Origin of the sequence: Micromonospora sp. NPDC005710 (assembly GCF_040630995.1) — a bacterium.
In the GTDB taxonomy this organism is placed as follows: Bacteria; Actinomycetota; Actinomycetes; order Mycobacteriales; family Micromonosporaceae; genus Micromonospora.
Genome location: NZ_JBEXYP010000010.1, coordinates 231,017 through 251,886, shown reverse-complemented (window position 1 = coordinate 251,886; position 20,870 = coordinate 231,017). Strand labels below are relative to the sequence as shown.

Here is a 20,870-nt window from a genome sequence, read left to right as displayed (position 1 = left end):
ACGGCAACACGAGTGACGGTGGTGGGGGTGGTTCGTGTTTGGTGGTGGTGCGGGTGCACCATTTGGTGCAGGATCATTTGGGGTTGGATGTGTTGTTGGATGAGGTGCGGTTGGTGTTGGCGGGTCGTGGTGACCTGTTGGGTGCGGTGTTGCCGTTCAGGAATTTCGTGGCGCAGGTTCGTGGTGGTGCGCGGGTGGGTGGGCATGAGGAGTTTTTCCGGGGGTTGTTGGGTGATGTGGTGGAGTCGACGGCGCCGTTTGGTGTGGTGGATGTGCGCGGTGATGGTTCGGGTCAGGTGCGGCGTCGGGTGGTGGTGGATGCGGGGTTGGTGGGCCGGTTGCGGGTGGTGGCGGCGGGTTTGGGGGTGAGTGCGGCGTCGGTGTTGCATGTGGCGTGGGCGCGGGCGGTGGGGGTGTTTTCGGGTCGTGATGATGTGGTGTTCGGGACGGTGTTGTTTGGTCGGATGAACGCGGGTGTGGGTGCGGATCGGGTGCCGGGTCCGTTCATCAACACGTTGCCGGTGCGGGTGGGTATGCGCGGGGTGGGTGTCCGGGCGGCGGTGATTAGCATGCGCGACCAACTCGCTGGTCTGCTGGAACACGAACACGCCTCGTTGGCTCAGGCGCAACGCGCGAGTGGGGTGGCGGGTAATGCCCCGTTGTTCACGTCGCTGTTCAACTACCGCCACACCCAACGCCCCAGCGAATCTGTCGACGCACCTACCAATGGGCACCACGGCGACAACATTGGTGTGGTCTACACACAGGAGCACACGAACTACCCGTTGACGATCGCGGTGGACGACGGCGGCGACAGCATCACAGTCACCGTCGACGCGGTTGCTCCCATCGATGCTCAATTGGTGGCGTCGCTGTTGGCGACGACCACCGAGAACATGGTCGCCGCTCTGGAGGCCGATAATGACGTGCCGCTGACCCGGGTGAAGGTTCTCGACCAGGGGCAACGCTCACTGGTGCTATCCGAGTGGAACGACACGGCGGTGTCCTACCCGACGGACGACACGGTGGTCTCACTGTTCGCCCGGCAGGTCGCGGCGACCCCGGATGCGGTGGCGGTGGTGTTCGAGGGCGAGTCGGTGTCGTATCGGGAGTTGGACGTCCGTGCTGGTGCGGTGGCCCGGTATCTGCGGTCGGTGGGAGTCGGTCCGGAGTCCGTGGTGGGTGTGCGGATGGATCGTGGCCTGGATTTGGTGGTGGCGTTGGTCGGGGTGTTGAAGGCCGGCGCTGCGTACCTGCCGATTGATCCGGAGTATCCGCAGCAGCGGGTGGACGTGTTGGTGGCGGATGCGGGTGCGGTGGTGGTGCTGGATTCGGTGACCGGGTTGGACGGCCCGGAGGCGCTGCCGGTTGAGGTGTCGTCGGATGGTGCGGCGTATGTGTTGTTCACGTCGGGGTCGACGGGCCGGCCGAAGGGTGTGGTGGTGTCGCACGCCGGTGTGGTGAACCGCTTGCGGTGGATGCAGGACCGGTTCGGACTGTTGGTGGGTGAGCGGGTGGTGCAGAAGACCCCGTTCACGTTTGACGTGTCGGTGTGGGAGTTCTTCTGGCCGCTGATCGTCGGCGCAACCGTCGTGGTCGCCCGCCCCGGGGGTCACCGCGACCCGACGTATCTGGCCGAGCTGATCCGTGAGGAGAACGTGTCGACGGCGCACTTCGTGCCGTCGATGTTGGAGGCGTTTGTTCCGGTGGCCGCCGCGTGTACGGGGTTGTCACGGGTGGTGTGTTCGGGTGAGGCGCTTCCCGCGACGACGCGGGACAGCCTGTTGGCGGTCCTCCCCGACACGGAGTTGCACAACCTGTATGGGCCGACCGAAGCGTCGGTGGATGTCACCGCAACTCGGTGTGCGGTGGGCGTGCCGGTGACGATCGGGTCACCGGTGGCTAACACCCGCACCTACGTCCTGGACGGTGGTTTGCAGCCGGTCCCGATGGGCGCCGCCGGCGAACTGTATCTGGCCGGCGTGCAACTCGCCCGGGGGTACGCGGGCCGGGCCGAATTGACCGCAGAGCGGTTCGTCGCCAACCCGTTCGAGCCGGGTGAGCGGATGTACCGCACCGGTGACCTGGTCCGCTGGACCTCAGGCGGCGAACTCGACTACCTGGGTCGCACCGACGACCAGGTGAAGATTCGCGGCTTCCGCATCGAGTTGGGTGAGGTGCAGGCCGCTGTCGTCGCGCACCCGGACGTGACTCAGGCGGCGGTGGTGGTGCGCGGTGACCGGTTGGTGGCGTACGTCGTCGGTGGTGACGGTGCTGGGGTGCGGGAGTTCGTGGGGCAGCGGTTGCCGCAGTACATGATCCCGGCCGCAGTGGTCGCCCTCGACGCGTTGCCGTTGACGAGCAGCGGGAAACTCGACCGTCGGGCGTTGCCGGACCCGCAGATCGACACCGGTGCGGGTCGTGCTCCGGCGAACGCGCGGGAGGAGATGCTCTGCGCGATCTTCGCCGATGTCCTCGGAGTGGACCACGTCGGCGTCGAAGACGACTTCTTCGCCCTCGGCGGGCACTCGCTACTGGCCGTGCGACTGGTCAACCGTGTCCGGGTCGAGCTGAACGTCGACCTGGCGCTGCCTGTCCTCCTCGACGCGCCGACCGTCGCCGAACTCGCCGGCCGGCTCGGCGACAGGCCGTCCAGCCGCGCGGCCCTGCGTCCGATGCGCCGCGGCTCCCAGACCTGACAGCTCGGCCCGGGCACACAGGACGCTGCCCGGGCCGGAGGACGCGAGGGCCCGGAAGTTCCGGCTGAAGCTGTCTGATGCCGCGCTCGGCGTCAGCTGGGCAGCGCCCAGGCCGAGCCCTCTGAGCAGCGGTCAGAACGTGGCGATCGGGTTGACCGGGCTGCCGGATGTGCCGGCGAAGCGGACCGGAGCGACCGCCAGCTGGAAATCCCACTGGCCGAGCTGCGTGGCCGTCGTCTGGCACGCCTCCAGGTCGCAGTTGTCGAGGATCCATAGACCCATCGCGACGAGGCCCACGGCGTGGACCGGCATCAACACGTCGTCGTACCCGGACGGCTGAACCTCCTGTGGGGTGTCGGCGCCGATGAGCGCCACCCCACGGTCATGCAGCCACGGCAGGCACGATGCGTGCCAGCCGGTCTGCCTGGAACCGCTTGCCGGCCCGTTCTCGTGCCGGAAGCGGCCGTGGCCGGTCCGCAGGAGCACCGCATCGCCCTGTCGCACCCGGACACCCTGGCGACGCTCGGCCTCCTCGAGATCGTCGGGAAACACGCCCTCTCCCGGCTCGATCCACGGCACACCACGGGCCGCCGCGACGTCCAGCAGCACACCACGCGTGACGATCCCGTTCGCGGCCGCCGTGACGGCCGCCCACGCCGAGCCCGTCTCGGCGTCGACCAACGAGTGTGACCGCCCGTTGTACATCCTGCCGTCCCAGAAGATGTGACACGGCGAGTCGATGTGGGTGACGGTGTTGCCGTGGAAGGAGATACCGAGCCGGTCGGACGAGAAACCCCAGCGCCGGTCGGCATGGAAGTGCGCCGGCATCGTCTCGGCACCTGGCATGTCAGCGGCGCACGGGCACGTCGTCGTCGCCCGCTCCATCTCTGCCGGTACGGCAACCTCCCACGCACACGACACGCTTCGACCGTGCCGCACGGCCCGTGCCGCCGCCAGCCGAACATCGTCGGTGACGTGGTTCAGTGTTCCGCGCTCGTCGTCGTCGCCCCACCGCCCCCAGTTCGACAGCGTGTCGAAGTACCCGAGCACCTCGTCAGGGGTCGGCATCGGTCGCCCTGCCGTCATCTCCGCATCGACTCCTCAGGTCACGCGCTACTGCGTACCGCAGGAAGGTTAACCCGCCGCCGGATCGACCACCGCAACGACGGCGCCCCACGGGCCGCGGGACCGGGGCGGGGCAACCGGAGTCGGACGGACGGTGGCCCCCGCCGTCGGGCGGGGGCCACCGGGGATGCGAGTGTGCCTCAGCGAGCCGGTACGACGTAGGCGACCAGCCGGGCGGCCTCCCGTTCACCTACCGCGATGACGACGGCCTCGGCCACATCCGGGCTGGCCCGGACGACGGACTCGATCTCACCAAGCTCCACCCGGAAACCCCGAACCTTCACCTGGTCGTCCACCCGGCCGAGGAACTCGAACTCACCGGTCTGCCGGCGCCGGACCCGGTCCCCGGTGCGGTAGAGCCGTCGACCGGGTAGCCCGGAGAACGGGTCCGCGACGAACCGGGAGGCGGTAAGCGCCGCTCGGCCCAGATAGCCCCGCGAGACGCCGGCACCACCGACAAGCAGCTCGCCGACGACCCCGGTGGGCACCAGAGCGCCGTACTTGTCGATCACACAGAGGAACGCGTTGTCGACAGGTACGCCGACCGGCACCGGTGGCATCTCCTGACGCCGGGTGGTCCACGCGGCCGCGTTCATCGTGACCTCGGTCGGACCGTACAGGTTGTGCAGCAGGGGACCGAACGCCGCCGCCCGGGGTGGCACGTCGGCGGCCAGTTGCTCGCCGCCGGTGAAGAGGTTCCGCAGTGTCGGGATCCGGCCCTGAAGGTCCTGGTCCAGGAACAGCGAGAGTAGATGCGGCGCGAGCTGCGCGGTGGTGACCCGGTGCCGTTCCATGTGTTCGACCAGGTAGCCGAGGTCGGCGTGCCGGTCCGGTTCGAGGACCACCAGGGTGCCGCCCATCATCAGCGGCATCCAGAACTCCCAGACCGAGCCGTCGAAACTGAACGACGTGCGTTGCAGCACCCGCTCGTCCGGGCGGATACCGAACCGGCTGGTGATCCAGTGCATGTGGTTGACCAGGTTGCGGTGGGTCACCCCCACACCCTTGGGTACGCCGGTGGAGCCCGAGGTGTAGATGACGTACGCGATGTTGTCCGGCGAGACACCGGTGCGTGCGGTGGGCAGTACGGCCATCGGTGACGTCGCGGGCGTGGTCACCTCCACCGTCGGGATGTCCTTCCCGGCCACCGGCGCGGCCGACCCCTCGGTGGTGAGGACCGCTGTCAGTTCGGCGTCGGTGGCCATGAAGGCCAGCCGCTCAGCCGGATACAGCGGGTCGAGTGGCACGTATGCCCCACCGGCCATCAGCACGCCGAGTAGGCCCACCACCAGCTCCACCGACCGCTCCAGGCAGACGCCCACCCGCGACTCGGGTCCGACGCCGACCGCGACGAGCCGTTGGGACAGCAGCTCCGCCCACGTGACCAACTCCCGGTACGACACCGAACGGTCACCGAACTGGACGGCCACCGCGTCCGGCGTGGCAGCGGCCTGTCCCAGCACGAGCTCGTGCAGGAAGGTGGGATCGTCCCCCTGCACCTGAACGGTGCCCACCACGCTGGCCTGGCCCGGCGCCACCATCGACACCGCGCCCAGCGGTCGGTGCGGCTCGGCGGCCATACCCCGCAGCAGGGTCGCCAGGTAGCGGGCCAGCTGTTCGACTGTGGTGCGGTTCCAGAGGTCGGGGGAGTAGCCGAGGCACAGCTCCACGGCCGCGTCCTGAACCGTGAAGTCGAACGTGAGGTCGAGCGCCGAGCGTGGCGGATCGGCGAACAGGCGCGACACGGCGACCCCGGGCAGCGCGAACGCCGCCGCGATGGGCTCGTGCAGAGTCACCATCGTCTGCAACAGCGGATGCTGGGCGCCGCCGGGCCCGACCCCGGCCAGCTCGACGATGTCGGCGAACGGTAGCTGGGCATGTGCCACCGCGTCGCGATGCACCCGGTGAGCGCTGGCGACGGCCTCGGCGACCGTCGGGTCACCCGTCAGATCACAGCGCAGCGGAACCGGCTCAACGAGCCGGCCTACGACGTCGGGGGCGGCGGGTAGCGTACCGAGCACGAAGTCCTCCATACCGGACACCCGTGCGAGCAGGCTCTGGACGCCGGCGGTGAGCACGGCGAACAGATCGGCTGAGCAGGCCTCGGCGAGCTGGCTCAGCTCGGCCCGGCCGAAGAACCGGTACGCCACCTGCGACGTCACGGCCCGGCCCACCGCTGGCCGGGCCCGGTCCAGCGGCAGCTCCAGCAGGTGCGGCGCGGTCGCCAGCAGACCCTTCCAGTACTGACGGTGTGCTGCGGCGTCGTCGCCGCGCAGCCACTCGCGGCGTGCCATCAGGGTCTCGAGGAACGAGACCGCAGGACCCGTCGGACGCGCGGTGAGCGCTGCCGCGATCAATCGCATCGAGCCAGGGTCGGCGGCCAGTTGATGCGCCGTCAGGACCAGCAGGTGGTCATTGGGCGCCAACCGGACGATCCGGGGCGCGAACAGCGGACCGGTGGTCAGGTCGAAGGTGCGGGCGGTCTCTTCGCGCAGCACCCGGTCGACAGTCGCGTCGAGGCTCTCACCAGACAGCCGGTCCTGGACCGGCACTGTCCACCCGTCGGTGACGGTCTGCGCCGGCTCGACGCCGTCGACGATGCGTACCCGCAGCGCCTCATGTTCGTCGATCACCCGACCCAGGCGCGCGGCGAGGTCCGACGGATCAAGCTCACCGCTGAGCCGGAGCACCAGCGGCACGGTCAGATCGGAGGCGTGCCGATTCGCCGCTGCTCGCTTCCACAGCGACAGTTGCGCGGCGGAGAGGGGCGTCAGGTCGGTCACCGCCATCGTGGCTCCCCTCCGCGCCGGAAATGACACGACCAATCCCCGCCGGAGTGGCGGGGGGCCGTCGGCGCCGGTGGCATTGCGTCGTCCATCGGGCTCCTTGCTCTTGAATAGAACCGGCGACCGCCGTATTGGGGCTGGGCGGAGACGCGCGGGAACCCAATGTCGAGCGACAGTGATCGTGCTCGGGCGACGCGGGATGTGCCGAGACGACAGTGAAAGGTGCGGGGGTACGCGCGTACGGCAATCCTGCGGGCGGACCGGCGGAAAGAACAACACCGCGGATGATCGCCACCGATGTTGAACGGCACTGCGTTCAACCGTGCTGTCGCGGCACTTGAACGGCCCGGGCCAGGGTGGGCGGCTCAGCGTGGCCTCGTCTGAGCCGGCGTCGGGGCCCGGGCCGCGGATGGTGGATCAAATATTCCGGGTGGGCCATAGTGGGCACCGCCGCCCTGCGTGGCACCGGCTCCCGAACGTGCCGGTGCGGCGCGGTCTGTGTCCCGGCCCGGGCGTTGGCGTCCGCCACAGGTCAAGAAATTGCCGGCGTACGTCGTCGAACCTGATCAGCCGTGCCGACCCGGCCGTTGCATCGCTTGGAGGAGACGGATGATTCCGTTGTCATTCGCCCAGCGTCGACTCTGGTTCATCGAACAACTCGAAGGACCCAGTACCCTCTATCACCTTCCTCCGCTGGTGCTGCGGCTGCACGGCGAGCTTCACCCACCCGCGCTGCGTCAGGCGCTTCGCGACACCCTCGACCGGCACGAGGTGCTGCGGACCGTCCTGTGCGTCAGCGACGGCGAGCCGTACCAACGCATTCTCAGCCTGGACGAACTCGGCTGGGACCTCGACATCGTGCCGACCACGGCGCAGGAGCTGGACGCCGCGGTGTGGGCGGCGACGTCCCAGGTGTTCGACCTCGCCAGCGAGGCACCGATCCGGGCCTGGCTGTTCGCCCTGGCACCCGACGACCACGTGTTGACAGTGGTGTTGCACCACATCGCGTCGGACGGTTGGTCGGTCGGGCCGCTGCTCCGGGACGTGTCGCAGGCGTACGAGGCGCGGCTGATCGGGCGCACCCCGGACTGGGCGCCACTGCCGGTGCAGTACGCCGACTATGCGCTGTGGCAGCGGGAACTGCTCGGCGACGGGCAGGACCCGAACAGCCTCCTGTCCCGGCAGGTGGCGTACTGGCGCAGGACCCTGGCCGGGGCACCGGACGAGCTGGAGCTGCCGTTCGACCGGTCCCGGCCGGCGATCCTCAGCGACAGTGGCCACCGTCTTCCGGTGCAGGTGCCCGCCGAGGTGCACGCCGCTCTGGCGCGGCTGGCACCGGCCCAGGGCGTCACTGTCTTCATGGCACTGCAGGCGTCGCTGGCGATGCTGCTGTCCCGGTTGGGCGCGGGCACCGACATCCCGATCGGTACGGCGTTCGCCGGTCGGACCGACGAGGCCCTCAACGATCTGGTCGGATTCTTCGTCAACACCCTGGTGATGCGCACCGACCTCTCCGGAGATCCCACGTTCGCCGAGCTGCTGGCCCGGGTCCGCCGGTCCAGCTGGGAGGCGTTCGAGCACCAGGACGTGCCGTTCGAGCGGCTGGTGGAGGAGCTGGCCCCGCCTCGCTCGCTGTCCCGCCACCCCCTGTTCCAGGTTCTCCTGACCGTCACCAACGTCGCCCTCGGTGCTGGCCCGCGAACCGAGGCCCCCGCCCTGCCCGGTCTTCGGGTGGAGTGGGGCAGACCGGGTTCGGTGTCAGCCAAGTTCGACGTGGAGTTCGCGCTGGAGGAGGTGCTCGACGCTGACGGCGCCCCGGCCGGGTTGCGCGGCAACGTCATCGTCGCCGCCGACCTGTTCGACCCGGCGTCCGCCCAACTCCTTGTCGATCGGTTCGTGCGGGTACTGACGGCGGTGACTGCCGACCCGCAGGTACGACTGGGCGTGCTCGACGTGGCGGGCGAGGCGGAGCGGTCTCGGGTGTTGATGGAGTGGAACGGCACAGCGGTGGCGTCGACGGACGTGACGATGCCTGAGTTGTTCACGGCGCAGGTGACCCGGACGCCCCAGGCGGTGGCGGTGGTGTCCGGTGACGAGTCGTTGACGTACGTCGAGTTGGACACCCGGGCCGAGCGGTTGGCACGGGTGTTGCTGGCGCGTGGGGTCAAGCCGGAATCGGTGGTGGGTGTCTGTCTGCCGCGCGGCGTGGATCTGCTTGTCGCGGTCCTGGCGGTGTGGAAGGCAGGCGGGGCGTACCTGCCGATCGACCCCGGCTACCCGGCGGAGCGGGTGGCGTTCATGGTGGCGGACGCGGCGCCCGTGGCGGTGGTGACGTCACCAGTGGTGCAGGACGTGTTGCCACTGGGGGTCGCGCGCCTGCTCGTCGGGGATCCGCCCGAGATCACGGTGCCGTCGTCCCGGCCGGTCGTGCGGCGGGAACATCCGGCCTACGTGATGTTCACGTCGGGGTCGACAGGCCAGCCCAAGGGTGTAGTGGTGGAGCATCGGTCGTTGGCGAACCTGGTCGGCTGGGCGGTCGACCGGTTCGGTGCCGAGGACTTCGCGCGGGTGCTGGCGTCGACGTCGTTGAGTTTCGACGTGTCAGTGTTCGAGCTGTTCGGTCCGCTCGCGTGTGGCGGCAGCGTGGAGATCGTGGCGGACCTGTTGGCACTGGCCGAACGGGATCGCAGCTGGGATCTGAGCCTGGTCAGTGCCGTGCCGTCCGCGTTGGCGCGCGTGCTCGCCGGTGGGGTGCGGGCCCGGGTGGGCACCGTGGCGTTGGCGGGTGAGGCGTTGACGGCCCATGCGGTGACGGAGGTGCGGACGGCGTTGCCAGGGGTACGGGTGGCGAACATCTACGGCCCGACCGAGGCGACCGTCTACGCCACGGAGTGGTACTCCGATGGTCCGGTGACCGGCACTCCGCCGATCGGTCGCCCGGTGACGAACGCCCGGGTCTACGTGCTCGACGGCGGGCTGTCACCGACGCCGGTCGGCGTGGCGGGGGAGTTCTACCTGGCCGGTGCGGGCCTGGCGCGGGGCTATCTGGGGCAGGCGGCGCTGACCGGGGAGCGGTTCGTCGCGAACCCGTTCAGCCCTGGGGAGCGGATGTACCGCACCGGCGACCTGGTGCGCTGGAACACCGACGGGGAACTCCACTACCTCGGCCGCACCGACGACCAGGTCAAGATTCGTGGGTTCCGCATCGAGCTCGGTGAGGTCGAGGCGGTGGTCGCCGGCCATCCCGACGTGGTCCGGGCCGCTGTGCTCGCCCGCGAGGACGCCGACGGCGAGAAGCGCCTCGTCGCGTACGTCGTACCGGCGGACGGTGTCGACCACGAGCGGCTTCCGGCGCGGGTCCGCGCGCACGCCGCCACTCTGCTGCCGGAGTACATGGTCCCGGCGGCGGTGCTGGTCCTGGACACGCTGCCGCTGTCAGCGGTGGGAAAGCTGGATCGGCTGGCGTTGCCGGCGCCGGACTTCGCCGCCGGGGTGGTTGCGGGACGGGGCCCGGCGGACGCCCGGGAGGAACTGCTCTGCGCGGGGTTCGCCGAGGTCCTCGGGCTGCCCTCGGTGGGCGTGGACGACGACTTCTTCGCCCTCGGCGGGCATTCGCTGCTCGTGGTGCGGTTGGTGGACTGGCTGCGTCAGCGGGGGCTGTCGGTGCCGGTGCGGGCGCTGTTCCAGACGCCGACGCCGGCGGGGTTGGCCGCGACGGAATCCGGCAGTGCCGAGGTGGTGGTGCCGGGCAATGCCATCCCGGCGGACGCCACGGCGATCACGCCGGAGATGCTGCCGCTGGTGATGCTCACCCAGGAGCAGATCGACCGGCTGGCGGCGACGGTAGACGGCGGAGTGGCGAACGTCGCCGACGTCTATCCGCTGGCGCCGCTGCAGGAAGGGCTGCTGTTCCATCACCTGTTGGCCGAGGGTGGCCGGGACGCGTACGTGCTGCCGACAGTGGTGCGTTTCGACACACGGGATCTGCTCGACGCGTTCCTGGGCGCGCTGCAACGGGTGATCGACAGGCATGACATCTTCCGGACGTCGATCGTCTGGCAGGGGTTGGACTCGCCGGTTCAGGTGGTGTGGAGGCAGGTCACGCTGCCGGTCACCGAGGTACTGGTCAACGGGCCTGATCCGGTGGCGGAGTTGGTGGAGGTCGCCGCGTCGGCGCTGGACCTGGGCCGGGCACCGTTGATCGAGGTGCACACCGCGGCGTTGCCGGGCGGCGACGAGTGGCTGGGACTGGTACGGGTGCACCACATGGTGCAGGACCACATGGGCCTGGACCTGCTCATCGCCGAAGTCGGCGCGGTGTTGGCCGGACGCGACGAGGCGCTGCCGCCACTGGTGCCGTTCCGGGAGTTCGTGGCCCGGACCATGGCCGCGGTCAGCCCTCAGGAGCATGAGCGGTACTTCTCCGATCTGCTCGGCGACGTCGACGAGTCGACAGCGCCGTACGGGGTCCTCGACGTGCGCGGCGACGGCACCGGCCAGTCCACCGTCCGGCGACGGCTGGACGCCTCTCTGACCGACCGCCTGCGGGCCGTGGCCCGTACCCTCGGGACCAGCCCCGCCACACTGCTGCACGTCGCCTGGGCGCGCGCCGTCGCGGTGATGTCCGGGCGGGACGACGTCGTCTTCGGCACGGTCCTGTTCGGCCGGATGAACGCCGGCGCCGGCGCCGGCCGGGTACCCGGACCGTTCATCAACACACTGCCCGTCCGGCTACGCACCGACCGCGTCGACGCCCATGACGCCGTCAGCGTCATGCGCGACCAACTCGCCGGCCTGCTGGAACACGAACACGCCTCGCTGGCCACCGCCCAGCGGGCCAGTGCCGTCCCAGGCGATGCGCCGCTGTTCACCTCGATCCTCAACTACCGGCACAACTCGTCCGGCGACAACGGACCCGGCCGGGCCGATCCGGTGGACACCGGCCTGGACGGCATCGCCGTGGTGTACGCCCGCGAGTACGACAACTACCCACTCTCCGTCTCGGTGGACGACGACGGCGAGAACCTCGGGATCACCGTCGACGCGGTCGCCCCGATCGACCCGCAGGCGGTGGCCCGACTGCTGGCCACCACCACCGGCAACCTGACCACGGCCCTGGAGACCGCACAGTCCACCCCACTCGCCGCCGTCGACCCGCTCGACGCGGATGAGCGGCACCGGTTACTGGTCGAGTGGAACAGCACCCGGACCGACGTGGAGGGGCCGCTACTGCCGGAGGTGTTCGCGGCGCAGGCTGCGGCGACGCCGGACGCGACGGCTGTGGTGTTCGAGGGCTCGACGCTGACGTACGCCGAGCTGGACATGCGGTCCAACCAACTGGCCCGGCTCCTCGCTGTCCGCGGGGTGGGGCCGGAGTCGGTGGTGGGTCTGCTGCTCGAGCGGGGACCGGAGGTCGTCGTCGCGCTGCTGGCAGTACTCAAGGCGGGCGGCGCGTACCTGCCGATCGACCCCGAGTATCCGGCCGAGCGGATCGGTTTCCTCATCGCGGACGCGGCGCCGGTGGTGGTGCTGACGTCGAGTCGTACCGCTGCCTCCGCCGTGCTGGACGTGCCGACGGTGCTGCTGGACGACCCTCTGGTCGTCGCCGAACTCGCGGGCCTGCCCACCGACGCGCCACAGGCGCCGATCGTGCCGGGACAGGCCGCATACGTGATCTACACGTCGGGGTCGACCGGTCGGCCGAAGGGGGTGTTGGCGACCCACTGTGGGTTGCAGAACCTGTATGCCTTCCACCGCTCGGGCGTGATGGCATCGGCGAATGAGCGGCTACGGGTCGCCTTGACGGCCTCACTGTCGTTCGACACCTCCTGGGAGGGCCTGCTGTGGATGGTGGGCGGCCACGAGTTGCACCTCATCGGGAATGAGCTGCGCAGGGACACGGCGGCTCTGGTGCGGTACGTCGCTGACGTCGGCATCGGCGTGCTGGACCTCACTCCGACGTACGCCGAGCAGTTGGTTGCCGACGGCCTCCTGTCCAGCCCGCTGTCGGTCCTCATGCTCGGCGGCGAGGGGGTCGGTGACGAACTGTGGCAACTGCTCCGCCGCTCCGGCGCCCGGTCGACAGTCGACATGTACGGGCCGACCGAGTTCACAGTCGACGCGCTCTGGGCCGACGGCGCCGATGGGCGACAGGCCATCGGCCACCGCCCGGTCGCGAACACCCGGGCGTACGTGTTGGACTCCCGGCTGCGTCCGGTGCCGACCGGGGTGTCGGGTGAGCTGTACCTGGCTGGTGCCGGGATGACGCGGGGGTACCTGCGCCAGCCGGGGCTGACCGCCGGACGTTTCGTGGCGTGTCCGTACGGCGGGCCGGGGGAGCGGATGTACCGCACCGGTGACCTGGTGCGGTGGGCCGCCGACGGTCGGGTGGAGTATCTGGGTCGGGTCGACGAGCAGGTGAAGTTGCGGGGTTTCCGCATCGAGCTTGGTGAGGTGCAGGCCGCGGTGGCCGCGCACCCGGACGTGACCCAGGCGGCGGTGGTCGTGCGGGACGACCGTCTGGTCGCGTACGTCGTCGGTGGTGACGGTGCCGGGGTGCGGGAGTTCGTGGGGCAGCGGTTGCCGGAGTACATGGTGCCGGCGGCGGTGGTGGTCCTCGACGCGCTGCCCGTGACCGTCAACGGAAAGTTGGACCGTCGGGCGTTGCCAGCGCCGGCCCTCGCCGACCGCGCTCCGCGCACCTCGCTGGATGCCCGGGAGGAACTGGTCGCCGGCATGTTCGCTGATGTGCTGGGTCTGCCCCGGGTCGGCGTCCACGACGACTTCTTCGCTCTGGGTGGGCACTCGTTGTTGGCGGTGCGGCTGTTGAGTCGTCTGCGGTCGGTGCTCGCTGTGGATCTGTCGTTGCGGGCGCTGTTCGAGGCGACGACGCCGAGGGCCTTCGCGGGGCGGTTGGGTGAGGGAGGCGCGGCGCGGCCGGTGTTGGTGGCGGGGGAGCGGCCGCAGCGTTTGCCGTTGTCGTTCGGGCAGCGCCGGTTGTGGTTCATCAATCAGTTGGAGGGGGCTGGTTCGGCTTACCACATGCCGGTGGTGACGCGGTTGTCCGGCGCGATCGATGTGGATGCCTTGGAGTGGGCGTTGCGGGATGTGGTGGGGCGGCATGAGGTGTTGCGGACGGTGTTCCCGGTGGTGGAGGGGGAGCCGTTCCAGCGGGTGTTGGGGGTTGGTGAGGTGGGTGGGGTGTTGGAGCGGGTGGAGTCGGTGGATGTCGATGCGGTGATCGGGGAGGTGGTGGGCCGGCCGTTCGACCTGTCGGTGGAGGTGCCGTTGCGGGCGGTCCTGGTCAACGATGAGGTTTTGGTGGTGGTGGTCCACCACATCGCCGGTGATGGGTGGTCGATGGGTCCGTTGGCCCGCGACGTGTCGGTGGCGTACGCGGCGCGGTGTGCTGGTGGGGTGCCGGGGTGGTCGCCGTTGCCGGTGCAGTACGCGGACTTCACGGTGTGGCAGCGGCGGGTGTTGGGTGACGAGTCGGATCCGGACAGCAGGCTGTCGCGTCAGCTTGGTTATTGGCGGGGTGTGTTGGCGGGGGTGCCGCAGGAGTTGCCGTTGCCGTTCGATCGTCCGCGTCCGCAGGTGGCGAGTCACCGCGGTTTTCAGGCGCCGGTCGGGGTGTCGGCCGAGTTGCACGCGCGGATGGTGGACGTCGCCAGGGCGCATGGCGTGACGGTCTTCATGGTGTGGCAGGCGTCCCTAGCGGTGTTGTTGTCGCGGTTGGGCGCGGGGGTCGATGTCCCGATCGGTTCGGCGCATGCGGGTCGGGTCGATGAGGCGTTGGACGACCTGGTGGGTCTGTTTGTCAATACGGTGGTGTTGCGGGCGGATGTGTCGGGGGATCCGTCGTTCGGGGAGGTGTTGGTGCGGGTGCGGGAGGCGGCGTTGGGGGGTGCGGCGCATCAGGATGTGCCCTTCGAACGGTTGGTGGAGGAGATCGCGCCGGTGCGGTCGATGGCGCGCCATCCGTTGTTCCAGGTGGTGTTGACGAAGACGGACACGATTGACGCGGTGTTGGATTTGGAGGGTGTGCAGGCGTCGGCGGTGTCGCGCGGGGCGTCGGCGTCGGTGTCGTCGGTGAAGTTCGACGTGGATGTGTTGGTGGGTGAGGTTTTCGATGAGGGCGGCCTCCCGGCGGGTGTGCGGGGTTCGGTGACGGTCGCCGCGGATGTCTTCGATGAGTCGTTCGCCGAGCGGGTGGCGTCAGGCTGGGTGCGGGTGTTGGAGGCGGTGACCGCCGATCCGTCAGCCCGGGTGCAGGCGGTGGATCTGCTGGATGAGGCGGAACACCGCCGGGTCGTCGTCGACTTCAACAACACCGCGGATCCAGCGCCAGTCGAATCGGTGGTGGCCCTCTTCGAGGGGTGGGTGAGCCGGACCCCGGAGGCCGTGGCGGTCATCGCGGATGGGGTCGAGACGACGTTCGCGCAGGTGGATGCGCGGGCGAATCGGTTGGCGCGGTTCCTGGTCGCGCAGGGAGTGGGTCCGGAGTCCGTGGTGGCGTTGGCGTTGCCCCGGGGTATGGACACGGTCGTCGCGATTCTGGCGGCGTGGAAGGCGGGTGCGGGGTATCTGCCGGTGGACGCGAGTCAACCGGTGGAGCGGGTCGCTTTCGTGCTGCGTGACAGCCGGGCGGTGTTGTTGTTGACGGATCTGGATACGGCTGATGAGTTGCCGGCGGGGAAGATCCGCATTGTGGCCCTGGACAATCCGTCGGTTGTGCGGGCGTTGGCGGGTTTGGAGCCGACGGCGCCGCAGGTGGTGGGTTCTGCCGATGGGGCGGCGTATGTGATCTACACGTCGGGGTCGTCGGGGCGGCCGAAGGGTGTGGTGGTGACGCAGGCGGCGGTGGCGAACTATGTGGCGTCGGTGCCGGACCGGTTGGGTTTCCCGAGTTCGGGGGGCCGGTTTGCGTTGTTGCAGGCGCAGGTGACGGACCTGGGGAACACGGTGTTGTTCGCGTCGTTGGCGCGGGGCGGGCAGTTGCACATCCTGGCCGAGGGCGCGGTGACGGATCCGCTGGCGGTCGCCGCGTATGTGGCGGAGCATCGGATTGATCATCTGAAGGTGGTGCCGTCGCATCTGATGGCGTTGGGTGCTGGTGGTGGCCTGGAGCGATTGATTCCCGCCAACGGTGTGGTGCTCGGTGGTGAGGCGGCGCCGGTGGAGTGGGTGCGGGAATTGGTGGCGGCTGCTGGTGGCCGGCCGGTGTTCAACCACTACGGGCCGACGGAGACGACGATCGGGGTGCTCACGGGTCGTCTTGATGGTGGTGGGGTGGTGTCGGTTGGGAGGCCGATTCGGAATGTGCGGGTGTTCGTTCTTGATGACCGGTTGCGGCCGGTGCCGGTGGGTGTGGCGGGTGAGTTGTATGTCGCCGGGGCCGCGTTGGCGCGGGGTTATGTGGGTCAGGCGGGGTTGACCGGGCAGCGGTTTGTGGGGTGCCCGTTCGGTGATGGTGAGCGGATGTATCGCACCGGGGACCGGGTGCGGCATCTTGCGGATGGTCGGTTGGTGTTCCTGGGCCGGGTTGACGACCAGGTGAAGATCCGCGGGTACCGGGTCGAGCCCGGCGAGATCCGCACCGTTCTGGCCGCGCATCCCGACGTCGAGCAGGCCGCCGTGATCGCCCGCGAGGACAGCGCCGGCGAACGACGCCTGATCGGCTACATCGTGCCCGACGAGAACGCCGACCCCACCCAACTACCCACCCAACTGCACACCTTCGCCGCCAAACGGCTACCCGCCCACCTCATACCCAGCGCCCTGGTCCTCCTCGACGCCCTGCCACTGACCTCCAACGGCAAACTCGACAGGCAGGCCCTGCCGGCGCCCGAGACCCCGACCGGCAGGACCGACCTGCGGGTGTCCTCGGACGTACGGGAGGAGATCCTCCGCGCCGCGTTCGCCAACGTGCTGGGTCTGCCTGCCGTCGGGCCGGACGGGGACTTCTTCGGCCTCGGAGGGCACTCCCTGCTCGCCGTGCGGCTTATCTCCCGGATCCGGGCACTGCTCGGCGTCGAGGTGGAGATCCGGGTGTTGTTCGAGTCGCCGACCCCTGCTGGCCTGCTGGCGCGGCTGACGGAGGCCGACGAGGTCCGCGCGCCGCTGGTGGCCCACGCCCGACCCGAGACTCTGCCGCTGTCGTACGGCCAGCGGCGGTTGTGGTTCATGGCCCAGTTGGAGGGTCGGACCGCCACCTACAACATTCCCCGGACGGTCCGGCTCGACGGTGTCGTGCATCCGGACGTCGTGGCCGCCGCGCTACGCGACGTGCTGGACCGCCACGAGGTGCTGCGCACCGTCTATCCGGTCGCCGGCGGCGAACCGTACCAGCGCATCGTCCCCACCGATGATGTTCCTGGGCCGCTCACCCATCTCACAGTCGATGCCGCGGACCTGACCGAAGCGGTCGCGGCGGCCAAGGAGCACGAGTTCGACCTGGCTGTCGAGGTGCCGATCCACGCCTGGCTGTTCAGCACGGGTCCCGAGCAACACGTCCTGGTGGTGGTGATGCACCACATCGCGGGCGACGGTTGGTCGTGGGGCCCTCTCACCCGAGACTTCTCCCACGCGTACGCGGCACGACGGGAGGGCGTCCCCCCGGCCTGGACGCCACTGCCCGTGCAGTACGCGGACTTCGCGCTGTGGCAGCGTGACCGGCTCGGCGACGTGACCGACCCGGACAGCGTGATCTCTCGGCAGGTGGCGTACTGGCGGCAGGCCGTCGCGGGAGCACCGGAGGAGCTGCCGCTGCCGGCGGACAACCCGCGGGCGGCGGTCGCCAGTCATCGGGGACACGCGGTGCCGGTGCGGATCAACGCCGAGACGCACGCGCGACTGATGGAGGTCGCCCGCGCCGAGGGCGTCACCCTCTTCATGGTGCTCCACGGCGCGTTGGCCACGTTGCTGTCCCGTCTCGGGGCGGGCACCGACATTCCGATCGGTTCCGCGGTGGCCGGACGCAGCGACGAGGCACTCGATGACCTCGTCGGCTATTTCGTCAACACGTTCGTCCTACGGACCGATGTTTCCGGGGATCCGACGTTCGCCGAGATCCTCGGGCGGGTGCGGGAGACCAGCCTGAGCGCGTTCGCCAATCAGGACGTGCCGTTCGAGCGGCTGGTGGAGGAGTTGGCACCGAGTCGTTCGCTGGCGCGGCATCCGTTGTTCCAGGTGATGCTGCTGCTCGAGAACACCGCCGACGTGGCGCTGACAGTGCCCGGGGCGGCCGCCGTAGGCGGCGGCGTCCCCGGTGGCCCGACCACCGTCAAGTTCGATCTGGACTTCAGCATGGCCGAGGTCCGCGACGGTGATGGTGCTCCGGCCGGGCTGGCGGGCGCCGTGGCTGTTGCCGCTGACCTGTTCGACGAGGCGTCCGCGCGTCGCATCGCCGACCGGTGGATACGAGTGTTGGATCTGCTGGCCGCTGATCCCTCGCTGCGGGTCAGCGCCGTCGACGTGCTTGACGCCAACGAGCGGCATCAGGTGATCGCCGGATGGAACGACACGGCTCTGGACGTGCCGGGCGTCTCGGTGGCGGAGTTGTTCGAGGCGCAGGTGGCACGCACGCCGGACGCGGTCGCCGTCGAGTTCGGCGAGACAGTGTTGACCTTCGCGGAGTTGAACGCGCGGGCCAACAGGTTGGCCCGACACCTGGTCGCCCAAGGGGTGGGTCCGGAGTCGATCGTGGCGACGGTCTTCGAGCGCACCGACGATCTTCTCGTCGCGCTGCTCGGCGTCATCAAGGCCGGTGGCGCGTATCTCCCGATCGACCCGGCGTACCCGTCGGAGCGCACCGCCTACGTGATCGACGACGCCGGCGTGGTCTGTCTGTTGACCAACGCCCGGATGCGCGTGCAGCTGGCAGATTTCGGGGTTGGTCCGGACGAGCCGGGCGGTCTTCCGGTGATCTGTCTCGACGATCCAGTGGTGATGACCGACCTGGCCGGACGGGACAGCGGCCCGTTGCGTGTCGGGCTGCGTCCGGAACATCCGATGTGGGTGATCTACACCTCCGGCTCGACCGGACGCCCCAAGGGTGTACTGGTGGAGCATCGTGCGATCGGCAACTTCCTGGCCGCGATGCAGGAGCGGTTCCGGCTGACCGGCGAGGACCGCCTGCTCGCGGTGAGCACAGTGGGTTGCGACATGGCGGGCTTCGAGCTGTGTCTGCCCCTGGTCACCGGAGCGCGGATCGTGTTGGCGTCGCAGGAGCAGGTACTGGATCCGTGGGAACTGCGCCGGATCGTCCGCGACCGCGAGGCGACAGTCGTGCATGCCACCCCGAGCCTGTGGCGGGGGCTGGTCTCCGACGACGATGACCCGGTCGACTGGACGAGGGTCCGGGTCATGGTCGGCGCGGAGGCGCTTCCCGAGGAACTGGCGCGGACGTTGCTGCACCGGGCCGGCGAATTCAGCAACCTGTACGGGCCGACGGAGACGACCGTCTGGTCCACCGCCCGCCGCACCACCGCCAACGCGGCGAATGTCTCCGCCATCGGCGGTCCGGTGGCGAACACCCAGGTGTACGTGCTCGACGCCCGGTTGGCGCCCGTGCCACCAGGGGTCGCCGGTGAGCTGTACATCGCGGGCGACGGCCTGGCCCGAGGCTATCTCGGTCGGCCCGGCTTGACGGCGGAACGGTTCCTGGCGTGCCCCTTCGGTGGGGCGGGTCGACGGATGTACCGCACCGGGGATCTGGTGCGCTGGAGCCCCAGCGGTGAGCTGGAGTTCCTGGGGCGGGCGGACGACCAGGTGAAGGTCCGTGGCTTCCGGGTCGAGTTGCGGGAGATCGAGGCGGTGTTGGCCGCCCACCGGAGTGTCACGCAGTGTGCGGTGCTTCTGCGTGAGGACAGCCCCGGTGACCGGCGTCTGGTCGCCTATGTGGTTCCGGCGGCCGGCGCGGACGAGGACCTCGGCGTCGTCCTGCGCGCCGAGGTGCAGGGTCGGCTGCCGGGTTACATGGTCCCGGCGGCGGTGGTGGCACTGGAACGGTTCCCCCTGATGCCGAACGGCAAGCTGGACCGCCGCGCGTTGCCAGCACCGGAGTACGGCTCCGTGAACGGTGAGCGCACCCGCAGCAACGCCGTCATCGAGGACGCCCTGTGTGAGGTGTTCGCCGAGGTACTTGGCGTACCCAAGGTCGGCCCTCAGGACGACTTCTTCGCTCTGGGCGGCCACTCGTTGCTGGCGGTACGGTGGGTCGAGTCGGCGCGTCAGCGAGGGTTGTCGTTCGCGGTGCGGGACCTGTTCGTCGCCCCGACCGTGGCTCAGCTGATCGAGCGAATCGACCTGGCGTCCATGGCCAACGGCCTGGACGTGTTGCTGCCCATCCGCACCAAGGGTGACCGGCCTCCGTTCTTCTGCCTGCCGCCGGCCGGTGGGCTGAGTTGGACCTACAGCCCCCTGGCCCGGTTCGTGCCGAAGGACATCCCGCTGTACGGCGTGCAGTCACCTGGTATGGACGGCAGTCGCCCGTTGACCAGTTCGCTCCGGGAGGCCGCGGCGATCTCGATCGACGCGATTCGGGCCGTGCAACCCACCGGCCCGTACCATCTGCTCGGCTGGTCGTACGGCGGGGCGCTCGCCCACGAGATGGCCGTGCAACTACAGGCGGCGGGCGAGCGGGTCGGCGCCCTGATCATCCTCGACCAGTACCCCACGGATCCGGGTATCGCGGCCGTCATCGGTGATCAGCCGGCGATCGACGAGGAGACCCAGCTCAATCACCTGACCGAGGTCGTCCGCAGGGAAGCCGGTGCCGTGCTCGGTAACGCCCCGGAGTCGGAGTTGCGGCGCTTCGCGCGCGTGTGGGCCAACAACTTCACCTGCATCGAAAGCCATGGGTACGGGCGGTACGACGGTGACGCCCTGGTGATCGTGGCCGGCCAGAACCCGGAAGGGTGGCCCACCCCCGACCTGTGGCAGCCCTACATCACCGGGACGATCAGTGCGGCCCGGGTGCCGTGTGAACACTCGGACATGAACACCCCGGGGATGCTTGGCGAGATGTGGAGCGCCGTCGCTACCTGGCTCGGTCTCGGCGCGCAGGATGAGGCGGTCGAGCCGCCGGACTGAACGTGGCGCCGCCGCGACCGGGCCGTCGAGCGGGGCCAGCGCGGTCGACGGTTACGCGTGCAGGCGGACCTGCCACCCCGGGTGGTGTCAACCCCTGTACCAGTGGGCTGCTGGCGGGCCCGGTGTCCGGCAAACGCAACGGTCCGGGACGGCTGGGCCGTCCCGG

The 20,870-nt window shown here is 69.6% G+C and carries 4 protein-coding genes; 2 read left to right on the top strand and 2 right to left on the bottom strand.

Annotation, left to right across the window (positions count from 1 at the left end):
• Positions 1-2,699, top strand: a 2,699-nt coding sequence (locus ABZ406_RS16570; RefSeq protein WP_357761770.1) for an amino acid adenylation domain-containing protein, incomplete at its 5' end; no start/stop codon positions are given.
• 132 nt (positions 2,700-2,831) lie between these two features.
• Here ABZ406_RS16570 and ABZ406_RS16565 read toward each other — a convergent pair.
• Together ABZ406_RS16565 and ABZ406_RS16560 are read right to left on the bottom strand one after the other, a co-directional pair.
• On the bottom strand, positions 2,832-3,785 hold the full coding sequence (locus ABZ406_RS16565; protein WP_357761767.1) for a cyclase family protein: 954 nt from the start codon (positions 3,783-3,785) through the stop codon (positions 2,832-2,834).
• Between the two features lie 179 nt (positions 3,786-3,964).
• The gene (locus ABZ406_RS16560; protein ID WP_357761764.1) at positions 3,965-6,613 is read right to left on the bottom strand and encodes an amino acid adenylation domain-containing protein; all 2,649 of its coding nucleotides are present in this window, start codon (positions 6,611-6,613) and stop codon (positions 3,965-3,967) included.
• 606 nt (positions 6,614-7,219) lie between these two features.
• Here ABZ406_RS16560 and ABZ406_RS16555 point away from each other — a divergent pair.
• Positions 7,220-20,704, top strand: coding sequence for an amino acid adenylation domain-containing protein (locus ABZ406_RS16555; RefSeq protein ID WP_357761761.1), 13,485 nt, complete (start codon positions 7,220-7,222; stop codon positions 20,702-20,704).
• Positions 20,705-20,870: the final 166 nt, after the last annotated feature.